The sequence below is a fragment of the Streptomyces olivoverticillatus genome, assembly GCF_014203555.1.
Classification (GTDB): Bacteria; Actinomycetota; Actinomycetes; order Streptomycetales; family Streptomycetaceae; genus Streptomyces; species Streptomyces olivoverticillatus.
On sequence record NZ_JACHJH010000001.1, the window covers coordinates 557,496 to 572,744 of the forward strand.

Consider the following 15,249-nt stretch of genomic DNA (forward strand, 5'->3'; position numbering starts at 1 on the left):
GCCGCTCCTCAGCGCAACTTGGGGTCGAGGGCGTCGCGCACCGCGTCGCCGAGCATGATGAACGCGAGCACCGTGACGCTCAGCGCCCCCGCCGGCCACAGCAGCATGTGCGGGGCGTTGCGGATCTGGCCGGAGGCGTTGGAGATGTCGATCCCCCAGGAGACCGTGGGCGGTTTGAGCCCGACGCCCACGAAGGAGAGGGTGGCCTCCAGGGCGATGTACGTGCCGAGGGCGATGGTGGCCACGACGATGACGGGCGCCACCGCGTTGGGCCCGATGTGCCGCAGCAGCAGCCGCCCGTTGCCCGCGCCGAGCGAGCGCGCCGCCTGGACGTAGTCGTGCTGCTTGGCGCCGACCACCGAGCCGCGCGCGATGCGGGAGATCTGCGGCCAGCCGAGCAGCACGATGAAGCCGACCACCGGCCAGACCGAGCCGCCGGTGACCACGGAGAGGAAGACCAGGCCGCCGAGGATGATGGGGATGCCGAAGAAGATGTCGGCGAGCCGGGAGAGCAGCCCGTCCCACCAGCCGCCGAAGAAGCCGGCCAGCCCGCCCAGCACACCGCCCAGCAGCGCGGCGCCGGCGGTTGCGCAGACGCCGACGGTGATCGAGGCCCGCGCCCCGTAGACCGTACGGGTGTAGACGTCGCAGCCCTGGGCGTCGAAGCCGAAGGGGTGGCCGGGCTGGGAGCCTTCCTGGGCCTTGGCCAGGTCGCACTGGAGGGGGTTGCCGCTCGCGATGAGGCCGGGCCACAGGGCGATCAGGACGAGGAAGGCGATGACGAGCGCAGAGACGACGAAGACGGGGTTGCGGCGCAGGTCGTGCCAGGCGTCGGACCACAGGGAGCGGGCCTTGCCGCTGGCGGGGCCGCCGGGCACGGGCCCGGTCCCGAGCGCTTCCGCGTCGCCGGTGGCCAGGCTCATGGCGCCGCCGCCCCCGGACTGGATGGCGTCCTTCGGGTCGTGGGGGTCGGGCTCAGGCATAGCGGATCCTCGGGTCGAGCACGGCGTAGAGGAGGTCGACGAGCAGATTGGCCACCAGGAAGACGATGACCAGGATCGTCACGAAGCCCACGACGGTCGGCGAGTTCTGCCGCAGGATGCCCTGGTAGAGCTCGTAGCCGACGCCGTGGATGTTGAAGATCCGCTCGGTGACGATGGCGCCGCCCATCAGCGCGCCCACGTCGGTGCCGATGAAGGTGGCCACGGGGATGAGGGAGTTGCGCAGCAGGTGCCGGGTGACGACGCGGTGCCGCGGCAGGCCCTTGGCGACGGCCGTGCGCAGGTAGTCGGCGCGGGAGTTCTCGACGATGGAGGTGCGGGTCAGCCGGGTGACGTAGGCGAGCGAGACGAGCCCCAGCACCACGCCGGGCAGCAGCAGTTCGTCGAGGGGGGCAGCCGGTGAGACGGACGGGGAGACGACCTGCCACTTCACCCCGAAGAGGTACTGCAGCACATAGCCGCTGACGAAGGTGGGGACGGAGACCACGACCAGGGTGACGAGCAGGACGCTCGTGTCCACCGAGCGCCCGCGGCGCAGGCCGCTGAGCAGGCCCAGGGTGATGCCGATGACGATCTCGAAGACGATCGCGACGAGCGTCAGGCGCAGCGTCACGGGGAAGGCGTCGTACATCAGCTCGGTGACCTTCTGGCCGTTGAAGGCGGTGCCGAAGTTGCCGGTGAGGATCTGCCCCATGTAGTGCAGGTACTGCTTCCAGAGCGGCTGGTCGAGGTAGAGCTCCTGCCGGATGCGGGCCGCCGTCGCGGGGTCGGGCGCCTTGTCGCCGAAGAGCGCGGCGACGGGGTCGCCGAGGGCGTAGACCATGAAGAAGATCAGGAAGGTGCTGCCGATGAACACGGGGATCATCTGGAGCAGCCGCCGGATCACATACCGTCCCATCGGGGCTCCGGGGTGCTGGTACGGGCGTTACTTGACCTGGATCCGCTCGTAGACGGGCACGCTGAAGGGGTTGAGCTCGACGCCCGAGAGGTTGGCGGTGTAGCCCGCGCTGCCGTTCTGGTACCAGAGGGGGACGGCGGGCATCTGGTCGGCGAGGATCTTCTCCGCGTCCTGGAAGGTGGCGACGGCCTTGCCGGTGTCGGACTCGGCGTTGGCGTCGTCGATCAGCTTGTCGAACTGCGGGTTGCTGAACTTGCCGTAGTTGGAGGAGGCGTCGGTGTAGTAGAGGGGCTGGAGGAAGTTCTGCGCCAGCGGATAGTCCATCTGCCAGCCGGAACGGAACATGCCGGTCATGCGCAGCCCGGAGACCTGGTTGCGGAAGTCGGCGAAGGTGCCGACGGGGTTGACCGTGCAGGCCCGGTCCTGGCCGAGGGCGTTGTTGATGCTGTTGCAGACCGCGTCCATCCACACCCGGTGCGAGCCGGTGTCGACGTTCGAGGTGATGGTGACGTGCCCGCCGGGCAGGCCGCCGCCCTCCTGGATCAGCCGCTTGGCTTCGTCGGGGTTGTACGTACAGGCGTCACCGCACAGGCCTTCCTTGTAGCCGCCCTTGTCGCCGAGGACGGGCGAGGTCCAGTCCGAGGCCGGGGTGCGGGTCTTCTGGTAGATCTGGTCGGTGATCTGCGCGCGGTTGATGGCCATGGAGATGCCGCGGCGGACCTTCTCCATGCCGGGCTTGTTCCAGGTCGGGTCGTACATCGGGAAGACGACGGTCTGGATGATGCCGGCCGGCTGGTTGATGTAGCGGTCGCCGAGGTCGTTCTTGACGTTCTTGAGCTGGGTGCTGGGGATGTCGTCGACGAGGTCGAGGTTGCCGGCCTGCAGATCGGTGTAGGCGGTGTTGTTGTCGGTGTAGACCCGCAGCTCCACCCCGCTGTTCTTGGCCTTGTCCTCGCCCGGGTAGCCGTCCCACCGGCTGAGCTTCATCTGCGAGCCCCTGGTGTACGAGTCGATCATGTACGGGCCGTTGCCGACGGGCCGTTTGAGCCAGCCGGCGTGGTCGGTGAAGAACGCCCGGGGCAGCGGGGCGTAGGCGGCGTAGCCGAGGGTGTCGGGCCAGGTGGAGAACTTGGTGCGCAGCCTGACGGTGAACGTCCGGTCATCCTTGACGACGAGCCCGGAGAGGGTCTTGGCGCTCGCGGTACCGCCGGCCGGGTGGACTCTGTCGTAGCCCTCGACGTCCTGGAAGAAGGAGGCGTTCTTCTGTTTGTTGTCAATCAGCGCGGCGTAGTTCCAGGCGTCGACGAAGGACCGCGCGGTGACCTTCTCGCCATTGCTGAAGGTCCAGCCGCCCTTGACGGTGATGGTGAAGTTCTGCTGGTCGGGGCTGTCGATCTTCTCGGCGAGCATGTCCTCGGCGGCGCCGGTCCTGGGGTCGTACTGCTTGAGCCCGCGGAAGATCATGTCGAGCACCTTGCCGCCCTGGACCTCGTTGGTGTTGGCGGGCTCCAGCGGATTCTGCGGATCTCCCCAGGAGGCCCGCACCACCCCTGCCCCGGTGCCGTCCGCACCCCCACTGCATCCGGTGGCCGCCAACCCGGCCACCAGCACCCAGAGGGCGGCCCCGGCCACGGCACGCGTGCCTCGACGCATGGAGTGCCTCCTCAGTCCCAAGTCTCCCAAGACCCACTTAGGCCAAATAACACCTCATGCAGTGACAATATGCATCATTCTGGACGGCTTCGGGGGCAGGGGGGCGGATAAACCGCCCGTATGCGGGAGTGGGTGGAGGGGTGCCGAACTCTCACTCCGGCCCGTTGTCGAACGTAAACTCGACGACCTCGATTCGCCGGCCTGCGCCGCTATCCTGACCGGCAGGCTGCCATCAACGTTCGCGATGGAGAGGGGCGGCGCATGTCCGTGGAGCACACCGAGCACGACGGCCCGTTGATCCCCAAACCCGCCCTGACGCTTCCGGCGCTCCGCCAGGCCGTCGCCACCGTGGCGCCCTCCCGTCTGCCCGAGTTCTTCGAGGACATGCAGAAGGCCTTCGTCCAGGCCGGCGAGCAGGGCAGCGTCGTCCCCATCCGCATGTTCTACCGGCATTGGGGCGTCATCGTGGAGATCGAGCGGCATCCGCAGATCGCGCGCCGCTTGCACGAAGCGGAACAGGCTCTGGACTCGGAGCACCCGGCCGTACGGGACGGAGCGATCCGCGAAGCCGGTGAGATCGTCCGTGCGGCACATCGCGAGGTCGAGCGTGGCTGACTGGCACTGGGAAGCCGACCCGGACGGCCTGCTCGACGGCCTCCCTCCCGAGGCGGTCGCCGAGGCCGGCCTCTTGGCCCAAGAGATCGCCATACGCGATTCCATGGTCTTCCTCGACGGCGCCTCCTACACCGGACGCGGGCCGGGGGTGCGCACGGAGAGCCGTGGCCTCCTCATGCTGACCTATCTGACCGACGTCCGCAGCGAACGCATCGTCGTCATCCAGGTCTCCTGGTTCGGCTGACCCGGCCCAACGCCGAACGGGGGCTCCCCCCGGACCGAAGTCCGGGAGAGCCCCCGCTGTTGCGGCAGCGCGCGAGCGCCTACGCCGCGTGCACCACGTCCTTCTCCTCCGCGAAGTGGCACGCCGACTCGTGTGCCGCCGGAGTGTTCTTGCCCTTGAAGGGCTCCGGGACAGCGAGCAGCGGGATCTCCTCCGCGCACTTGTCCTGGGCCTTCCAGCAGCGGGTGCGGAAGCGGCAGCCCGACGGCGGGTTGGCCGGGGACGGGACGTCGCCGGTGAGGATGATGCGTTCGCGGCCCTCGCGGGCCTCCGGGTCGGGGACCGGGACCGCCGACAGCAGCGCCTGGGTGTAGGGGTGCGTCGGGTGGTCGTAGATCTCCGCGTCCGTGCCGATCTCGGCCATCTTGCCGAGGTACATCACGCCCACGCGGTCCGAGATGTGACGGACGATGGACAGGTCGTGCGCGATGAAGACGTAGGAGAGGTTGAACTCGTCCTGCAGCTTCTCCATCAGGTTGACGACCTGCGCCTGCACCGAGACGTCCAGCGCCGAGACCGGCTCGTCACAGATGATGATCTCGGGGTTGAGCGCCAGGCCGCGCGCGATGCCGATGCGCTGGCGCTGGCCGCCCGAGAACTGGTGCGGGTAGCGGTTGATGTACTCCGGGTTCAGGCCCACGACGTCCAGGAGCTCCTGGACCTTCCGCCGCCGGTCGCCCTTGGGGGCCACCTCGGGGTGGATGTCGAAGGGCTCGCCGATGATGTCGCCGACCGTCATCCGCGGGTTGAGCGAGGTGTACGGGTCCTGGAACACCATCTGGATGTTGCGGCGCACGGCCTTCAGGGCGCGCCCGGACAGCTTGGTGATGTCCTGGCCCTTGTAGAAGACCTCGCCGGAAGTGGCCGTCTCCAGGGTCATCAGCAGCTTGGCGACCGTGGACTTGCCACAGCCGGACTCGCCGACGATGCCCAGCGTCTCGCCCTGGTAGAGGTCGAAGGAGACCCCGTCGACCGCCTTGACCGCGCCGACCTGCTTCTTGAACAGGACGCCCTGGGTCAGCGGGAAGTGCTTGACCAGATTGCGGACCTGGAGGATCGGCTCGCCGCGCTCGACGGGCGCGTCGAGGACGGCCTCGACCTCGGCGGTCGTGCTCGCGTCGCTGACCTCGACGTCCGAGACGTTCGGAGTCGCGTCCACGGCCTCGTCCTTCTTGCTGTTCTCAGCCATGGATCGTCTCCTTCCAGAAGTGGCACGCGCTCCGGCGGCCCGGCAGCGCGGCGCCGTCCCGCTCCGTGACGTCCAGCAGCGCCGGGGTCTCGGTGCGGCAGACGTCCTGAGCCTTGGGGCAGCGCGGGTTGAAGGCGCAACCGGAGGGGATGCTCAGCAGGTTGGGCGGCAGGCCCTTGATCGCGTAGAGCTCCTGGCCCTTCTGGTCCAGGCGCGGGATCGAGTCCAGCAGACCCCGGGTGTAGGGGTGCGCCGGCCGCTTGTAGAGCTCGCCCACGGGGGCGGTCTCCACGATCCGGCCCGCGTACATCACCGCGATCTTGTCGGCGACGTCCGCGACGACACCCAGGTCGTGGGTGATCAGGATCAGACCCATGTTGAACTCGCGCTGCAACTCCGCGAGCAGGTCCATCACCTGGGCCTGGACGGTCACGTCCAGCGCCGTCGTCGGCTCGTCCGCAATGATCAGATCCGGCTCCAGGGCCAGCGCCATCGCGATCATGATGCGCTGCCGCATACCGCCCGAGAACTGGTGCGGGTAGTCCCCGACGCGCTCCTTGGCGGCCGGGATGCGCACCCGGTCCATCAGCTCGATGGCCTTGACCTTGGCGTCCTTCTTGGACAGGCCCTGGTGCACCCGGAACATCTCGCCGAGCTGGTAGCCGACGCTGAGCACCGGGTTCAGCGAGGACAGCGCGTCCTGGAAGATCATGGCGATCTTGCTGCCACGGATCTTCCGGCGCTCCTCCGCGGACATCTTCAGCATGTCCTGGCCCCGGAAGAGGATCTCACCCTGCGGGATCTTGCCCGGCGGCATGTCGAGGATGCCCATGATGGCCTGTGCGGTCACGGACTTGCCGGAACCGGACTCGCCGAGCACGGCGAGCGTCTCGCCGGCGTCGACCGAGTAGTTGACGCCGTTGACGGCCTTGGCCACGCCGTCACGGGTGTGGAACTCCACGTGCAGGTCGCGGACTTCGAGCAGCGGAGTGCCCTTGCCGTCCCCCGCGCGGGGCGCGGGGACCTCCGCGGTCTTGTCGATGGTGGTCACGTACGCCTCCCTCAGCGCAGCTTGGGGTCGAGGGCGTCGCGCACCGCGTCGCCGAGCAGGATGAACGCCAGCACGGTCAGGCTCAGGAAGGTGGCCGGGACGAGCAGGACGTGCGGGGCGTCGCGCAGGGTGGTCTGCGCCGCCGAGATGTCCACGCCCCAGGAGATCACCGGGTCCTGGAGGCCGATGCCCAGGTAGGACAGGGTGGCCTCGGTGGAGATGTAGCCGCCGAGCGCGATGGTGGAGACGACGATCACCGGGCCGATGGCGTTCGGCAGGATGTGCCGGAAGAGGATGCGGCCGGTGCCCGCACCGAGCGCCCGCGCCGCGGTCACGAAGTCCGCCTGCTTCTGGGTGATGACCGCACCGCGCATGACGCGCGCGATCTGCATCCAGCCGAACACGGTCAGGCCGAGCACCACCGTCCACACGGTGCGGTGGGCGAACGCCTGGAGCATCACCAGGGCACCGAGCAGCAGCGGGATGCCGAAGAAGATGTCGGTGATGCGCGACAGGAGGGCGTCGAGCCATCCGCCGAAGTAGCCGGCGAGCATGCCGAAGAAGCCGCCGATGACCGTCACCGCGAGGGTCACGCAGACGCCGACGATGATCGAGGCACGGGCGCCGTAGACCGTACGGGCGTACACGCTCTGGCCCTGGCCGTTGTAGCCGAACCAGTCGTCCTGGAAGACGTGCGACCACGACGGCGGGGCGAGGTAGTGCCCCCGCAGGTCCGCGTGGCGCGGGTCGCCGCTGGTGAACAGCGACGGGGCGATCGCCATGAGGATGAACAGCACCAGCAGCACTGCGGATATCCAGAACAGCGGACTGGCGCGCAGCTCGCGCCAGGCGTCCTGACCGAGGCTGCGTGCCTTGTTCTGGCCGCTGTTGGGCTGGGCCGGGGCTGCCGCCTCCGGCGCCGGGTTGGCCTCGGGGGCCAGCGTCTTCTCAGGCATAGCGGATCCTCGGGTCCAGGACGGCATACAGGAGGTCGACGACCAGGCTGCTCACGAGGTAGACGAGAACGAGCACGGTCACGATGCCGACCACGGTCGGGCCTTCACTGGTCTGAATCGACTTGAAGAGCGTGTTGCCCACGCCCTGGACGTTGAAGATGCCCTCGGTGACGATCGCGCCACCCATCAGCATGCCCAGGTCGGTGCCGAGGAAGGTGACGACGGGGATCAGGGAGTTGCGCATCAGGTGCACGCCGAGCACCCGGCGGCGCGGCAGGCCCTTGGCCACGGCCGTACGCATGAAGTCGGCCCGCAGGTTCTCCACGACGGTGGTCCGCGTCAGTCGCGTGACGTACGCGAGGGACAGCGCGGCGAGCACCATCGCCGGGACGAACAACTGCCCGACGTTCATGGAGTCCTGGACCGTCGGCGTGATGAGTTTCCACTTCATGCCCAGGGTGAACTGGGTCAGGAAGCCGATCACGAAGACGGGGATCGAGACCACGACCAGGGTGAGGATGAGCACGAGCTGGTCGACCAGCTTGCCCCGCTTGAGGCCGGTGAGCATGCCGAGGGAGACGCCCAGGACCACCTCGATGGCGAACGAGAGGAGCGCCAGCCGGATCGTCACCGGGAAGGCGTCGGACATCAGGTCGGCGACCGGGCGGCCGGTGAAGCTCTGTCCGAAGTCGCCCTTGAACAGGCCGGTCAGGTAGTCCCAGTACTGGGTGAGCAGCGGCTTGTCCAGACCGTACTGGTGGCGCAGTCTCGCGACCGTGGCGGGATCGGCCGCCTTGGACCCGAAGAGCGCCTTGATGGGGTCGCCAGGAAGCGAATACACCATCAGGAAAATGAGCAAAGTGGTCCCGATGAAGACCGGGATCATCTGGAGCAGTCGCCGCGCGACAAAACGCCCCATGGTGTTCCTCCGTTCGCCGACGGGACCCAGCGACCGCCTCACACGGGCGAGGCGGTCACTGGGCCTGCGTCACTGCAAGCTTCCCGATTACTTCTTGACCTCGACGTCGGTCCAGATGGCCTGGCGGAAGGTGTCGAACTTCACGTTCTGCACCTTCTTGGAGTAGCCGGCCTTGGTGTGGTCGAAGAAGAGCGGGATGGAGGGCATCTGCTCGCCGAGCTTGGACTCGACCTGGTGGTAGAGCTTGTTGGCCTCTTCGATGGTCTTGGCCTCGTCGGCCTGCTTCATCAGGTCGTCCAGACCCTTGTCGCTGAAGGCCATGTCATTGGCGCCCGCGCCCGTGCGGTACTGCTCGGAGATGAAGTTGGAGATGTTCGGGAAGTCCTGGACCCAGGCCATCCGGAACGCGCTCTTCATCTTCTTGTCGGTGATCTCCGAACGCACCTGCTGGAACGTGGGCTCCGGCTGACCGACACACTCGACACCGGTGTTCTGCCGGATGTCGTTGCAGACCGCGTCCACCCACTCCTTGTGGCCGCCGTCGGCGTTGTAGGTGATGGTCATCTTGTTGCCGGGGACGCCGCCGCCGTCCTTGATGAGCTGCTTGGCCTTGGCCGGGTCGAACTTGCAGAACTCACCGCAGGAGTTGGGCTGGTAGCCCTCGACGACCTTCGGGGTCCAGCCGTCGGCCGCGTCCTTCGAGCCCTTCAGCGCGGTCTTGGCGATGGTCTCGCGGTCGATCGCCATGGACAGACCCTGGCGGACCTTGGCCTTCTCCGGCTTGGCCCACTCGGAGTCGTACAGCGGGAAGGCGATGTTGGTGTTGCCGCCGTACATCTGGTCGACGGCCCGGCTGCCCAGGTCGTTCTTGTACTGGCTCATCATGGAGGTCGGAACCTGGAACATGACGTCGAGCTTGTCGGAGACGAGGTCGTTGTAGGCCGCGTCGTCCTTGTTGTAGAACTTGAAGTCGATGCCGCCGTTCTTGGGCTTGTCCTCGCCCTTGTAGTCGGCGTACTTCTTGACCTTGAACTCGACCTTGTGCTCCCAGTTCCCGTCCTGCTGGTACGGGCCGTTGCCGATCGGGTGCTCGCCGAACGCCTTGGTGTCCTTGAAGAACGCCTTGGGCATCGGGAAGAAGGCGTCGTAGAAGAGGCGCTCCTTGAAGGAGGAGACCGGGTGCGACAACTCGATGGTGAACTCGTTGTCGTTGACGATCTTCAGGCCGTCGAGCTTGTCGGCCTTGGGGTCGCCCTTCTCCGGGTGGACGTCCTCGAAGCCCTTGATGTCGGCGAACCAAGAGGCGTTCAGCTGGGCGTTCTTGCCGTTGGCGGCCCAGTTCCAAGCGTCCACGAAGGAGGCGGCGTTGACCTGCTCGCCGTTGTGGAAGGTCCAGCCCTTCTTGAGCTTGACCGTGAACACCTTGTTGTCGGGGCTCTCGACGCTCTCCGCGACCTGGTTGCGCAGCTTGCCGTTGGCGTCGTAGTCGACCAGACCGCGGAAGAGGTTGGCCAGGATGTAGTGGCCACCGGTCTCGTTGGTGTTGGTCGGGATCAGCGGGTTCTGCGGCTCGGTGTCGTAGTAGGTGTAGGTGCCGTCGGGGTTGACGGCCGCCTTGTCCCCACTGTCACTTCCGCCACCGCCGCAGGCGGTAGCGGTCATTGCCACTGTTATCGCACCCACGACCCAGACAGCACTCTTGGCACCGCGCATGAGCTTGCCTCCTCAGGAGTCCACATGTCTACAAGAGAGGCGCCGGTCCCACGCTGACACCCCTGACAGCGGAGACGAAACCGGCACCTTCAGTGTGCTCGTGAGTCGGCGCTCCCCACAGCGCGTGACCCATTGACCCGAGCTCAGTGAACCCAACTATTAAGTAACAGCGCCCTTTAAACCACACTTATAGGGTCTCGCTTTGGTCACATCGATCATTGCGATCCGTTCGAAATGCGGACAAAGACAGCACAGACAGACAGCTACGAAACGGACTGTTAACACGACATCCGGACCCTGATGGCCGATTTTCGGACAGAAACGCAAGAGGCCCGGCATCGTCACCGATGCCGGGCCCTCTTGACTAACTGTCAGCTATAGCCGTCAGCCGTGCTTCGCGCGCGAAGCGGAGCGGCCGCGCTCCTTCTGGTCCAGGACGACCTTGCGGATGCGGACGGCCTCCGGGGTCACCTCGACGCACTCGTCGTCGCGGCAGAACTCCAGGGACTGCTCCAGCGACAGCTTGCGCGGCGGGACGATCGCCTCGAAGGAGTCGGCGGAGGAGGAGCGCATGTTGGTGAGCTTCTTCTCCTTGGTGATGTTGACGTCCATGTCGTCGGCGCGCGAGTTCTCGCCGACGATCATGCCCTCGTACACCTCGGTGCCCGGGTCGGTGAAGAGCACGCCGCGCTCCTGGAGGTTCGTCATCGCGAAGGCGGTGACGGCACCGGAGCGGTCGGCGACCAGCGAGCCGTTGTTACGGGTCTTGAGCTCGCCGAACCACGGCTCGTGGCCCTCGTGGATGGAGTGGGCGATACCGGTGCCGCGGGTGTTCGTCAGGAACTCCGTGCGGAAGCCGATCAGACCGCGGGACGGGACGACGAACTCCATGCGGACCCAGCCGGAGCCGTGGTTGGACATGTTGTCCATGCGGCCCTTGCGGGTGCCCATGAGCTGCGTGACCGCGCCCATGTGCTCCTCGGGCACGTCGACCGTCAGGCGCTCGACCGGCTCGTAGGTCTTGCCGTCGACCTGCTTGGTGACGACCTGCGGCTTGCCGATGGTCATCTCGAAGCCCTCGCGGCGCATCTGCTCGACCAGGATGGCCAGCGCCAGCTCACCGCGGCCCTGCACCTCCCAGGCGTCGGGGCGCTCGGTGTCCAGGACGCGCAGCGAGACGTTACCGACCAGCTCGCGGTCCAGACGGTCCTTGACCTGGCGGGCGGTGACCTTGCGGTCCTTGACCGCGGACTTGGCGTCCGCGCCCTTGCCGGTGCCGCCACGGCCGACCAGCGGCGAGGTGTTGGTGCCGATGGTCATGGAGATCGCCGGCTCGTCGACCGTGATCAGGGGCAGCGCGACCGGGTTCTCCGGGTCGGCCAGGGTCTCGCCGATCATGATGTCGGGGATACCGGCGACGGCGCAGATGTCACCCGGGCCGGCCATCTCGGCGGGCTTGCGGGTGAGGGCCTCGGTCATCATCAGCTCGGTGATGCGGACGTTGGAGATCGTGCCGTCACGCTTGATCCACGCGACGGTCTGGCCCTTGCGCAGCTCGCCCTGCTCGACGCGGAGCAGCGCGATGCGGCCGAGGAAGTTGTCGGCGTCGAGGTTGGTGACGTGCGCCTGGAGCGGCGCCTCCTCCTCGAACGTCGGGGCCGGGACGTGCTCCAGGATGGTGGAGAAGAACGGCTCCAGGTTGGTGCTGTCCGCGGGGACGGTGCCGTCCTCCGGCTTGGTCAGCGAGGCGACGCCGTCACGGCCGCAGGCGTAGACGATCGGGAACTCGATCTGGTCCTCGTCGGCGTCCAGGTCGAGGAAGAGGTCGTACGTCTCGTTGACGACCTCGTCGATGCGGGAGTCCGGACGGTCCGTCTTGTTGATGCACAGGATGACCGGCATCCGCTTGGCGAGCGCCTTGCGCAGCACGAAGCGGGTCTGCGGCAGCGGGCCCTCGGAGGCGTCGACGAGCAGCACGACCGCGTCCACCATCGACAGACCGCGCTCGACCTCGCCACCGAAGTCGGCGTGGCCGGGGGTGTCGATGATGTTGATCGTGATCGGGTCCCCGCCGTCCTTGGGGTGGTACTTCACCGCCGTGTTCTTGGCGAGGATCGTGATGCCCTTCTCACGCTCCAGGTCGTTCGAGTCCATGACGCGGTCGTCGACGGACTCGAGCTGGTGCGCGGCGAAGGCGCCGGCCTGCTTGAGCATGGCGTCGACGATGGTCGTCTTGCCGTGGTCGACGTGGGCGACGATGGCGACGTTACGAATGTCGTGGCGCGTGGGCATACTTGCGGCGCTTCTCCCGGAATCGTGGATGGCGGCGCGTACGGTCCGGCACGCGCGCCCGCCGGGCAGATCACGCCGCGGCCTCTTCCATGGTACGGGGCCGACGCGGCTTTGGCCTTCCAGGGCTGTTCGAATGGGCTGTGACCTGTGCTTTTGCCAGGTGAGAACTAGCGCAGGAAGCCGATGTCCTGGTATCGGGGAGCGCCGAGCCCAAAGGCTCCGGCGTTGACGACGTTCTTGCGGGCCGCCACCAGCTGCGGGCGCTGGTAGAGCGGGATGGAGCCGGCGGCCGCCCAGATCCGGGCGTCGGCGCGGGCGACCAGATCCCGGGAGGCGTCGGTGTCCAGCTCGGTGGAGGCCTGGTCGAAGAGCCTGTCGATCTGGTCGGTGCCGACCCGGCTGTAGTTCTGCTCGACGACCAGCGAGCCGTCCGCCGCGGGCTGCGGCTTGGCGAAGATCGGGCGGGCGTCGGTGGCCGGGTAGGCGGTGGTCGGCCAGGAGTAGAGGGCGAGGTCGAAGTCGCCGGAGGCGATGTGGTCCTTGAAGAAGGCCGCGTCGTCGACCTTGGTGATCTCGGTGCGGACGCCGATGGCCTCCAGCTGGTGGGCGATCCGGTCGCCGACGGCCCGCAGCGGCTCGGCCCCGGCCCCCTTCGGCAGCACGAAGCGGAGCGTCAGCTTCTTGCCGTCCTTGAAGCGGGGCGGTACGGCCGCCGCGGCGGACTTGCCGCCCCCGGAATCCCGGGCTCCGCGGCCCTTCTCCTCCGGCTTCTCGTCGGCCTTGTGTCCGGCGTGCGCCGCCTCCGCCTTCTTCTGCGGGGCCGCGCCGCGCCCCTCCTTCCAGCCCGCGTCGGCGAGCAGGGCCTGGGCGGCGTGGGGGTCCAGGGAGCCGATGGCGTCGCTGTTGTCCTCGTAGCCCTGCTGGCCCGCCACCAGCACATGGCTGCCCATCGGGTCGGCGGGCAGGCCGAGCGGCTTGAGGACGTAGCCGGCCAGGTCCTTGCGGTCGACGGCGCGGGCGATCGCGCGCCGCACGCGCTCGTCGGTGAGCGGGCCGGAGGCGCCGTTGAGCGCCAGCTGGGTGTAGGCGGGCTCCAGGGACTTGCGGACGACCAGGCCGCGCAGGGCCGCGTCCGCCGCCGCGGCGGCCCGCCGCCGGGCCGCGCCGCCCTTGTCGCCCTTCTCCTTCTGCGGCCGGCCCGCACGGTCGATGCGCTCGGCCGCGGCCGCCGTGATCTCGCCCAGGTCGGCCTTGCCGGCCGCCAGGGCGTCGAGGCGCCGCTCGCGCGGCACCGCGCTCAGCACGAGCTTGTCCAGCTTGGCCCGGTCGCCCCACCAGCGCGGATTGCGCACCAGCGTCAGCGTGTGCTCCGAGTCGTCGCGCGCCCCGACCTTGAACGGCCCGGCGGACAGCTTCAGCTCCTTGCGCGCGGAGTCGTTGAAGGCGCTGCCGCTGCCCATGACCGCCTGGGGGTAGAGCGGGGTGAAGAGCGAGGTCCAGTCCGCGTACGCCTTTGCGAACGTGACCTTGACCTCGTGGGCGTCCGCGCCGCGCTCGACCCGGTCGATGCGCTCGTAGCCCGCGTTGCGGGCCGTCCAGTACGAGCTGTCCTGGCCGCGCAGCGCCTTCCACTGGGCCTCGAAGTCGGTGGCAGTGATCGCGCTGCCGTCGCTCCAGACGGCGCCGGGGTTGAGCTTGTAGCGCACGACCTGGCGGGGCTCGCGCTGGATCACCTCGGCGGACAGCAGGTAGTCCGCGTCGCGCTGCGGACGGCCTTGCGCGTCGGGGGTGAACAGGGTGGGCAGCACCGCCTCGGCGACGCGCTGCGCACTGGCGTCCGCGTCGGCCTGGAAGGTGTTGAAGGTGGTGGGCAGCGCGTCCACGGCCCAGGTCAGGGTGCCCTTGTCGGCGACCTTGGCCCGGGGGGCCACCGCGATGTCCTGCGGGACGGCCGCCGCCTCGGTGTCGTCGCCGCCGGCCGAGCAGCCGGCCAGGGCGGGCAGCGCGAGCACTCCCGCGGTGAGCAGAACGGCGGAGCGGTGCGTACGGGACCGCGTGCGGATGGACATCGGTGCTACCTCCGCCGGACTGGGCCGGGATCGTTCACGGCGGCCACTGCGCCACCGGTCGCGTGTACTGCCGCCCACTGAAGGCGACGCCCCCGGCGAAGACGTGCCGACACGGCGCCGCCGGGGTGCACGCCACCCGCCTGGCCGAACGATTTGGCGAATACACCCGCGCGAAGGCGCGCTCGCGCGGCTCTCTTCCCTCCGGGGGGTGTGACGCGCGACACTCTCAGTCGCATCATCGTCGCCACCCGCAACCGCCGACCGCGGAGGTGAGGGCAAGTCATGACCTTGAACGATGAATTGACGGCCGTTCAACAGAGCCTGGACGGCCTGCTGCGCTCGCTCGACCGCCTGGAGCGGCGGCCGGCCGGCGAGGGCCTGGAGCTGCGGCGCGTGCGCACCGACGCGGGCCACCTGCGCGAGAGCATCGCCCTGCTGCGCGAGGCCCTCCCCCAGGACCGGCCGCGACCGGCGATGGTGCCGGTCCCCGATACCCCGTACGACGCCGCGCTATGGGCGGGCGCCGAGGACGAGGGGCTGGGGGCCTGCGACCGGCGCGCGCCCTGAGCGGGCCCGAAGAAGCGCGTCCGGCAAACCGACCCCACTCCTT

13 protein-coding genes are annotated in these 15,249 nt (G+C 68.3%); 3 read left to right on the plus strand and 10 right to left on the minus strand.

Annotation, left to right across the window (positions count from 1 at the left end; genetic code table 11):
• Positions 1 to 8 precede the first annotated feature (8 nt).
• The 3 genes from FHS39_RS02550 to FHS39_RS02560 are packed head-to-tail and all read right to left on the minus strand — an operon-like array spanning position 9 to position 3,552.
• The gene (locus tag FHS39_RS02550; protein ID WP_184346078.1) at positions 9 to 983 is read right to left on the minus strand and encodes an ABC transporter permease; all 975 of its coding nucleotides are present in this window, start codon (positions 981 to 983) and stop codon (positions 9 to 11) included.
• Positions 976 to 1,899: an ABC transporter permease gene (locus tag FHS39_RS02555; RefSeq protein ID WP_184346079.1), complete on the minus strand. Its 924-nt coding sequence runs from the start codon at positions 1,897 to 1,899 to the stop codon at positions 976 to 978. The genes FHS39_RS02550 and FHS39_RS02555 overlap by 8 nt, the downstream gene beginning before the upstream one ends.
• Positions 1,900 to 1,926: 27 nt before the next feature.
• Complete coding sequence (locus FHS39_RS02560; RefSeq protein WP_184346080.1) at positions 1,927 to 3,552, minus strand: peptide ABC transporter substrate-binding protein; 1,626 nt, start codon at positions 3,550 to 3,552, stop codon at positions 1,927 to 1,929.
• 261 nt (positions 3,553 to 3,813) lie between these two features.
• On the opposite strand from FHS39_RS02560, the gene FHS39_RS02565 reads away from it, so the two are divergent.
• Both FHS39_RS02565 and FHS39_RS02570 read left to right on the plus strand, forming a co-directional pair.
• On the plus strand, positions 3,814 to 4,167 hold the full coding sequence (locus FHS39_RS02565) for an ATP synthase subunit B family protein (RefSeq protein WP_184346081.1): 354 nt from the start codon (positions 3,814 to 3,816) through the stop codon (positions 4,165 to 4,167).
• Complete coding sequence (locus tag FHS39_RS02570; protein WP_184346082.1) at positions 4,160 to 4,411, plus strand: hypothetical protein; 252 nt, start codon at positions 4,160 to 4,162, stop codon at positions 4,409 to 4,411. The genes FHS39_RS02565 and FHS39_RS02570 overlap by 8 nt, the downstream gene beginning before the upstream one ends.
• Before the next feature lie 79 nt (positions 4,412 to 4,490).
• On the opposite strand, the gene FHS39_RS02575 is transcribed toward FHS39_RS02570, so the two are convergent.
• The 7 genes from FHS39_RS02575 to FHS39_RS02605 form a co-directional block, all read right to left on the minus strand.
• Entirely contained in the window at positions 4,491 to 5,639 is a 1,149-nt protein-coding gene (locus FHS39_RS02575) for an ABC transporter ATP-binding protein (RefSeq protein ID WP_184346083.1), read from the minus strand.
• Positions 5,632 to 6,690, minus strand: coding sequence for an oligopeptide/dipeptide ABC transporter ATP-binding protein (locus tag FHS39_RS02580; RefSeq protein WP_184346084.1), 1,059 nt, complete (start codon positions 6,688 to 6,690; stop codon positions 5,632 to 5,634). Before FHS39_RS02580 ends, FHS39_RS02575 begins: the two co-directional genes overlap by 8 nt.
• A gap of 11 nt (positions 6,691 to 6,701) precedes the next feature.
• Positions 6,702 to 7,646 (minus strand): ABC transporter permease, encoded by a 945-nt coding sequence (locus FHS39_RS02585; RefSeq protein ID WP_184346085.1) that lies wholly within the window; start codon positions 7,644 to 7,646, stop codon positions 6,702 to 6,704.
• The gene (locus FHS39_RS02590; protein WP_184346086.1) at positions 7,639 to 8,565 is read right to left on the minus strand and encodes an ABC transporter permease; all 927 of its coding nucleotides are present in this window, start codon (positions 8,563 to 8,565) and stop codon (positions 7,639 to 7,641) included. Before FHS39_RS02590 ends, FHS39_RS02585 begins: the two co-directional genes overlap by 8 nt.
• An 87-nt stretch (positions 8,566 to 8,652) precedes the next feature.
• Positions 8,653 to 10,278: a peptide ABC transporter substrate-binding protein gene (locus tag FHS39_RS02595; protein WP_184346087.1), complete on the minus strand. Its 1,626-nt coding sequence runs from the start codon at positions 10,276 to 10,278 to the stop codon at positions 8,653 to 8,655.
• Positions 10,279 to 10,662: 384 nt separating this feature from the next.
• Complete coding sequence (gene typA / locus FHS39_RS02600) at positions 10,663 to 12,570, minus strand: translational GTPase TypA (protein ID WP_184346088.1); 1,908 nt, start codon at positions 12,568 to 12,570, stop codon at positions 10,663 to 10,665.
• Positions 12,571 to 12,737: 167 nt separating this feature from the next.
• Complete coding sequence (locus FHS39_RS02605; RefSeq protein ID WP_184346089.1) at positions 12,738 to 14,639, minus strand: ABC transporter family substrate-binding protein; 1,902 nt, start codon at positions 14,637 to 14,639, stop codon at positions 12,738 to 12,740.
• A 282-nt stretch (positions 14,640 to 14,921) separates the two neighbouring features.
• Here FHS39_RS02605 and FHS39_RS02610 point away from each other — a divergent pair, with 282 nt between their 5' ends.
• The gene (locus FHS39_RS02610) at positions 14,922 to 15,206 is read left to right on the plus strand and encodes a hypothetical protein (protein WP_045932310.1); all 285 of its coding nucleotides are present in this window, start codon (positions 14,922 to 14,924) and stop codon (positions 15,204 to 15,206) included.
• The last annotated feature ends 43 nt before the right edge of the window (positions 15,207 to 15,249 follow it).

Coding starts and splice junctions, on each gene's coding strand:
- FHS39_RS02550 (WP_184346078.1), bottom strand. CDS start 983: ATGCCTGAGCCCGACCCCCACGACCCGAAGGACGCCATCCAGTCCGGG.
- FHS39_RS02555 (WP_184346079.1), bottom strand. CDS start 1,899: ATGGGACGGTATGTGATCCGGCGGCTGCTCCAGATGATCCCCGTGTTC.
- FHS39_RS02560 (WP_184346080.1), bottom strand. CDS start 3,552: ATGCGTCGAGGCACGCGTGCCGTGGCCGGGGCCGCCCTCTGGGTGCTG.
- FHS39_RS02565 (WP_184346081.1), top strand. CDS start 3,814: ATGTCCGTGGAGCACACCGAGCACGACGGCCCGTTGATCCCCAAACCC.
- FHS39_RS02575 (WP_184346083.1), bottom strand. CDS start 5,639: ATGGCTGAGAACAGCAAGAAGGACGAGGCCGTGGACGCGACTCCGAAC.
- FHS39_RS02585 (WP_184346085.1), bottom strand. CDS start 7,646: ATGCCTGAGAAGACGCTGGCCCCCGAGGCCAACCCGGCGCCGGAGGCG.
- FHS39_RS02590 (WP_184346086.1), bottom strand. CDS start 8,565: ATGGGGCGTTTTGTCGCGCGGCGACTGCTCCAGATGATCCCGGTCTTC.
- FHS39_RS02595 (WP_184346087.1), bottom strand. CDS start 10,278: ATGCGCGGTGCCAAGAGTGCTGTCTGGGTCGTGGGTGCGATAACAGTG.
- typA (WP_184346088.1), bottom strand. CDS start 12,570: ATGCCCACGCGCCACGACATTCGTAACGTCGCCATCGTCGCCCACGTC.
- FHS39_RS02605 (WP_184346089.1), bottom strand. CDS start 14,639: ATGTCCATCCGCACGCGGTCCCGTACGCACCGCTCCGCCGTTCTGCTC.
- FHS39_RS02610 (WP_045932310.1), top strand. CDS start 14,922: ATGACCTTGAACGATGAATTGACGGCCGTTCAACAGAGCCTGGACGGC.